The 7,211-nt window shown below is 37.6% G+C and carries 5 protein-coding genes; all 5 read left to right on the plus strand.

Annotated elements, in window-relative coordinates:
* Window positions 1–186: 186 nt before the first annotated feature.
* Window positions 187–444, plus strand: coding sequence for a hypothetical protein (locus QZ357_RS04125; RefSeq protein WP_290772159.1), 258 nt, complete (start codon window positions 187–189; stop codon window positions 442–444).
* Between the two features lies 1 nt (window position 445).
* Window positions 446–2,206, plus strand: coding sequence for a hypothetical protein (locus QZ357_RS04130; RefSeq protein ID WP_290772162.1), 1,761 nt, complete (start codon window positions 446–448; stop codon window positions 2,204–2,206).
* Between the two features lie 413 nt (window positions 2,207–2,619).
* Window positions 2,620–4,701 carry a hypothetical protein gene (locus tag QZ357_RS04135; RefSeq protein WP_290772165.1) on the plus strand — a complete coding sequence of 694 codons (2,082 nt, stop codon included), beginning with the start codon at window positions 2,620–2,622 and terminating at the stop codon, window positions 4,699–4,701.
* A 61-nt stretch (window positions 4,702–4,762) separates the two neighbouring features.
* Window positions 4,763–6,067, plus strand: a complete 1,305-nt coding sequence (locus tag QZ357_RS04140) for a hypothetical protein (RefSeq protein ID WP_290772167.1) — start codon at window positions 4,763–4,765, stop codon at window positions 6,065–6,067.
* A gap of 377 nt (window positions 6,068–6,444) precedes the next feature.
* The coding region (locus QZ357_RS04145) for a hypothetical protein (RefSeq protein WP_290772169.1) at window positions 6,445–7,211 on the plus strand (767 nt) is incomplete at its 3' end.

The raw sequence follows: 7,211 nt of genomic DNA on the forward strand, positions 1-7,211 counted from the left end.
CTTTTCGATGTCTCGCAAAATGATACCCTCATTTTGCGGACGGAAAAGCTACCCCTACCTCTCTATTCAATAAGGAAGGTTGAAATATTGGGGAGTATTAAGTAAATAGAGTTAAATTAAAAAGACACATAGTGTCTTTTTTTGATGAAATGAAAAGGAGGTTGTGAGAGGACTCACAAAATTGGTATGAATTCAAGTTTAGTTATAATATGTTTTATGGTATACGGCATTGCTTCTATGGGAGCGGTGCTTTTTTCGTATAATCTCGGACTGAGAAACGGAAGAGAGATAAAGGAAGACAAAGGGATAAGCGGTACTGTTTCGAGCAAGAGAAAATTAAAGTTTACAAAAGAAGAAGAGGAAAAGTTTAACAAAATAAATTTAGCACTGAGCAATATTGAAAATTATGATGGAACAAGCAGAGGACAAAAGGAGATAAGATAAGATGTTTGAGAGTGAAAATTACAAAAAGACCGGTGAGTGGACATTATACGAAAAAGGCAAAGATTTCTTGAGTAAAAAGAATATTTACGAAGAGACGGACAAGGTGTACAGATTCTTTAACGGGAATCAGTGGAAAGGAGTTGAGAGCGGAGTTATAAGCCCGATAACGTACAATATAATAAAGCCTATTGTGAAATACAAAACAGGTGTAATAAACGGCAACGGGTACGGGATAGTATTTTCTCCGAACAATTTCGATGATCCTGAGTTTCAGGTGGAGATGACGGATTTATGCGACAAACTGAATGAGTATATAAGCATACTTTGGGAGAACAAGAAGATTAACGCCAAAACCAGGGTTGTGCTTAAAGACGCATGTATAAACGGGGAAGGGATACTTTACCTTAATTATGACGAAAAAGAAAACGAAGTAAGCCCTGAGATAATAAACAAGACTAACATATATTATGAAAATGAGAACAATTCGGATTTAAATGAGCAGGAGTACATACTGATTACAACGAGAAGAAGTGTGGCGAGCGTAAAAAGAGAAGCGAGAAAAAACAGAGAAGCAGGGCTTAACAAATTAAGTGAAGATGATATAAACAAAATAATGAGCGACAACAAGACCAAGGAGCAGTCGGGAGATTATGCAAAAGACGAGTTATACAATATGGTATTGGTAATAAGCAAGTTCTTTAAAAAAGACGGACATATATGGTTCAAGAAATCCACCGAGAATGCGGTTATAGAAGAGGAGAGAGACTTGGGGCTTACTAAGTATCCGATAGCACATTTTGTATGGGAAGAAACAAAAGGAAGCGCCAGAGGAATGGGAGAAGTAATAAACCTTATACCAAACCAGATAGAAATAAACAAGACAGCTACAAGAAGGGCTTTGTCGGTAATGATGGGAGCTTATCCGAAGCTCGTTGTCGACGGGAAGAAAATAAGCAACCCGGACAGTATAACAAAGGTGGGGAGTGCTATATTTACGGACAATCAGACGGTCGACGACGTAAGAAAAGTAGCGGGATATTTAAACCCTTCTACCATGAGCCCTGACAGCAAATCTTTGCAGGATGAGCTTATAAACAACACAAAAGATTTGGCAGGGGCGGGAGACAGTGTTACGGGGGACGTTAACCCCGAGAGAGCCAGCGGACAGGCGATACTCGCCGTTCAGCAATCCAGCGAGCAGAATTTGACCGAGCAGCTTATAAGGTTTAAGGATTTCCTTGAGGATACGGCAGAGATAGTATTCGAGATGTGGCAGGTATATACCCCAAAGGAAGGAAAGAGAATAGTGGTAAAGAAAGCCATAAGCGAGGTAATGAAGGAAAGGGGAAGAGATATTCCCAGTGTGGATGCAAACGGAGGGTATGCACCTGAGGATGAAGAAAGATATAAGGAAAAGAAAAGCGGAGAGGATAAAGAAGTATACGTAAGCAGAGTAATACCGAAGAACATAATCGAAAAGCTCAAGGTAAACATAAAAATAGACGTATCTCCTAATACGCCTTTTGATAAATATGCAAGGGAATCCAGCCTTGGAAACATGCTAAACGCCGGTCATATCACTTTTGAGGAATATGCGAACAACCTACCTGTTGACAGTGTGATACCGAAAGAAGTTTTGATGAACATAGTAAAAACCAGAAAGAGCGGAGAAGAGAAGATAAACAAATTGAAAGAAAAGGGCGACAGAATAAAGACCGAGATGGATATGAAGATGCTTCAAAGCGAGAAGATTTCCTTATAAGGGGTTACCCTTATAAGGGGTTCCACCCCTAAAACCCCACTTTTAAGGGCTGTCTGCCCTTAAGAACCCGACCATATTTTTGCCGAAGCCCAAAAATATGGAAAAAATGCTTTCACTCAATCGCCGTGATGGCTTGTAACGCAACAAGATTTCCTCGAAAAAACTACCCGTTTTTTCGGGAATTGTTGCTACCGCCACCCCCTTTTTCAATGAAATGGGTGGGGATAGATTTTCCGCCAGTAAAACTCGGGCAGAGTTTTACACAGGCGTCAAAATCGTTAAAGGCTCCACGCCCAGTGGCGCCGTTTTTATCGACTTTTTTAGGCGAGTAAAAAAGTCGTGGGGTTCATAAGGGGTGAAACCCCTTGAAAGTGTTTTATGTAAAAATTAATGTAGTATGGGAGATATAAGAAGTGGTTAAAAAATCAAAATACGAAGAATTATTTAAAATAGCGAACAATGCAAACAAAGTTACTTATGTATCGGGAGGAAGAGCTGTTGGGAAGGGCGCTTCAAAAAATGTATCTTCTTCTTTAAATACATACAAAAGAAAAGGACAGGAGTCTTCGAAAGGCAGGTATAAAAAGAGCGGAGGGAGTTTTGCGGCGAAGTCGGTAAGTACGCCCGTAAGTTCTTATGCTCAAAACAAGATTTATGCCGCGAAAGCCCCAGAGAGAAGATATGTAAATGAGGGAATTAAGAGCATGGGAGGTATTGGCGGAGAGTTAAGGAAAAGCAGTTCTTTTATTAAACACCAAAACAATATGCCTTTAAATAAATTTGAAAAGGGGCTTTACGGTGCGGAAAATATGGTAAAGAGTGCTTTTGATGTTTTTGACAGAGTAGGTGATATACCATATACGAATGATGCTTTCAATAAGCGAAAAAGAGGCGGCGCAGGTTACGTACAGGGTGGTTTTGAAAATAATAAAAAAGGTGTGAATTATCAAAAAGACAATCCTTTTTATCAAAAGAGTTCTGATATGAGTGTCGGAACGAGACCTTATACATATCCTGCAAAAGAAGCAAGTACGGATGTATACAAAAAAAGATTCACTGACAATAAGGGTTACCAGGATATAAAGAGTGCTCAAAAGATGCAGACAATAAAAGAAACGGAAAACAGACATAAAAAGTATGCGCCTGTAATGAATACACGCAGGAATTACAATGATCATGACAGTAGTATAAATATAGATGTGTACAACGGTAAATTCGGTCCGGGGAGTTTTTCTTATGAACAAGAGAAAGCGGATAGGATAGAACATCGTAATAAAATGCACGGGATAACCGAAAAGATCAGAGAAAATGCAAGACCCATGAATTCGAATAAGACGTATAAAGAGTCAGAGAATAATTATAAGATGCCCGGCAGGTTAAGCCCCGAAAACAGCACGGGAGTTTACTATGAAAAAGTGGGAAAAGAAAAAGAGATTGCAAGACAGATAAAAAATCATGAGAGAATGATACAAAGAGAGGCATATAATGCACGATATAGGGATTTAATTGATAATGCAAGCAGTGCACCCAGATACCAGGATTTTTCAAGGAGAAATTATTACGGTGATGACGGAGGGGCAATAAAGGATTTTGTACCGAATGATGCAAGAGGTAGGTTGCTTGAGAGATTTAACGAAGATTACGCAGATCCCGTGGCAGTAGAATATATGCTTGAGAAAAAAGGTGCGCAAAATTTGCGCTTTGACAATGCGGATGCATTGTATAAAAATGAGGTATTTAGATTTTTCCCGAAAGAACTTTTGGACAGGATGAATGAGGACGAAAGAAAAAAAGCATATGCTATGTGCAGCGAGTATATGGGGAATAACGAAGATGCAAGAAATGCAAATTGGAAGATTGCTTCTGCTCTTTCCATAGAAGTTGCAAACAGGGAAGAAAAAGAAGTTCTTCAAAAAATAAAAAAAGGGGACAGTAATTATTTGTATCAATTGGTTTGCAGAGATACATTGGACAGATACCTGGAAGGAGGAAAGCAAACCTTTAATGTAATGGGTAAGTCATATAATCCTTCTTTTAAAAAAGGAAGGAGTGCTGCGATAGAATACTTAAAAAAATATGGGACAAAAGAAGAAATAGACATTATAAATAACGCTCAGGTATTGACAAATACGGGTATAGATATGTTATTTAGTACTTCAACGGCAAAAATACCGGGTACAGACTTGGCTTTATCGTATATTTTTTCATGGGGAAAAGAATATAATGATGCGATGAATTACGGAGGTGTCAACAATATAAAGCAAGCTCAAGATATAGCATTTTTTGAAGCAAATAAAGGGTTGGTTTTAGGAATGGCTCCTAAAATTGGTAAAAATCTTGCAAAATATAATAGTCCGGAAGCTGTCGGTCAATTGTTAAATGTTATTGAAGAGCCTGATATAAAGAATACATTATCGGATTTGGGAATTGATTTTTCACAATCATATTTTACAAATATGATTATGAATAAAGTAGAAAAAAAAGAATATGATTAAAATAATAAACAATATGTATGATATAATATCAATAATTAATAAATAAAGGAAATGTGTAGGTATGGAAAAAGTAAATAATAAAAAAATTATAAAAAATATATTAGGCTATTTTTTACCATTATTTATAATTTTTTTTACTGTAGTAACTTTAAATTTTATATTTGATAGGGTGGATGATCCTTTTCCGTCAGATGTAAAAGAAAATACAAAAAATTTCTTTTATGATTACAAAAATATTATTGAATATCCTCAACTTAATGAATCAAGAGAGGTTTTGCATAGGATGCTTGGTGATGATTGGTTTAAAATAGGGTATAATCATATAACTGTAGAAAAGCCTACTTTACCTTTAGCCGAAGAAAATATAGAGTCTGATTTTGATAAAGACAGAATAGTTGAACTTAAAATATATGCATATGATTATGGGAAGGTGTATATAAAAGCAAAAGAAAAAACGGATATATATATAAAGGAGAATCAGATAACCAATAAAAAAGAGAAAAATCAAATATTCAATAAAAATCTGTCTTATGAATATGAAAAATTTATTAACGAAGGCAATGTAATTTCTCTTAATGTTATAAATAAGGCTTTGGACGGTATAAATGGAGGAAGAAGATCTAGAGTTGTTATGACAATAAAAAAAAGAAAAGATCAAAAAGACAATATGGATCTATACAATGCGTTAAGCGGGGGACTTATAGAAGCAATGGAAAAAGATCCATGCGACTATTTGATAATAAGAGACGAGTATAAATATTATGAGGAATTAAAGACGCAGCTGGAAGATTATAAAACAGATATAGTAAAGGGTAAAATACCGAAGGAGTATCAGAAATCAAGAGAAATAATGTCGGCATTTTACGTGGAATCTACGGGAGATATGGAAAAAGATATTGAACATGAGTTTAGATCAGTGGGATTCAGTATAACAGATATAGACAGGAAGAAAGAGAAAATAGAGCTGGTATTTGATTCAAAGGATTATGGTAAGTGCTATGAAGAAGCGATTGCCAAGGTAGAAGCCGATAAAGAGAAAGACGAAAATTTAAGTCAGAAAGAACTAAACGAACGTTTTACGAAATATCTAACAGAAGCGAGTAAAAGTGCAACCAGGATACAGCCCAAAATACAAACTACAGTGTTTTATGATGTAATATATGATGATAACGGAGAGTGTCATTATAAGTTACTCGTTGATGATAGTTTTTATGAATTATTTTTTTGGAATCTGATTGCTGCTGAAGATTCGAACCACTGCAAGTATGATGTCGTTGAGAGGAAGAAGTATGTAGACAAGAGAAAACAGGAGATAGAAGAGATTAAAGAAAGAGTCCGCAGGGAGAGAGAGGCGGAGGCTAAATGAAACTTTTCAGGGGCTTTGCCTTACACCTACTCAAGGGGTTTCACCCCTTATGAACCCCACGACTTTTTTATTCGCCTAAAAAAGTCGATAAAAACGGCGCCACTGGGCGTGGAGCCTTGACGCTTTTCGATGTCTCGCAAAATGATACCCTCATTTTGCGGACGGAAAAGCTACCCCGCCCCTTTCATTGAAAAAGGGGGTGGCGGGTTCTTAAAGGCAGACAGCCCTTAAAAGAGGGGTGGTAAAACCCCTTAAGAGGGTTATAGGAGCAAAGCCCCTATGTGTAAAGACACTGTAGTGTCTTTTTTTGATGAAATGAGATTATAGGTGCTGAAATTGTGTATAGTTAATAGAAATAAAGAAAAGGAGAAGAAGAAATGGGGAGAGGACTTAGCGGAATAATAAATATGTTGAGGGAAAAAGAGAGAGAAGCAGGGAGAGGGATAAAAAGAGGAGTGGCAGGAAAAGTGAGCGGAGGAGCAGCCTCCGGGTTTAAGGGGATGGCATCAGGGGTAATCGGAAGCGCAAAGGATAGTGCGGGAAGACGAGGAAGCAGTTACGGAAGAGGAGGAGTGAGGAAGATAGGTGAGAAATACTATTTCAGGGCTAATCCTTATTCCGGAGAAGGTATAAAGAAATGGGAGCCGCCGAAGTTTGCGGAATCGGGGCTTATGAAGTTATCGCAGGAGGGAAGGGAGAATCTTCTGAGGGCAAACAGAGAGGAGTACTTAAGCAGGATAAACCCTTACAGCACCCCGAGCGAATACATAAAGAGTGCGGAGGCGAAAGAGAAAGCGGATAAGCTGAAGGAAAAGATGAGATTAAAAAGAGAAGAAAAAGAGGGAAGTATAAAACCGTTGTATGGAAGTGTGGGAAACAGACAAGGGGTCAATAACCGAGTAAATGGAAGTGGTGTAAGTGAAAATTTGTCTCGTTACGGGGGTAGAATAAGAAGCAAAGATTATGTAAAGAAACCCGAACCACTTCCTTTTATAACAAAGAGAAGCGAGGAAGAGAGAAATAGGATACATAATTCCACACAGGCGATTATCAATAATGCAAAGCCTGTTAATTCGAGAAGTACTTACGGAGAAATGAACAGTAGAATACCACAGTATGGTAAAGGAAGAGTGAGTGTGGGGGA

It is taken from the genome of Anaerofustis sp. (assembly GCF_019420015.1).
GTDB lineage: Bacteria > Bacillota > Clostridia > Eubacteriales > Anaerofustaceae > Anaerofustis.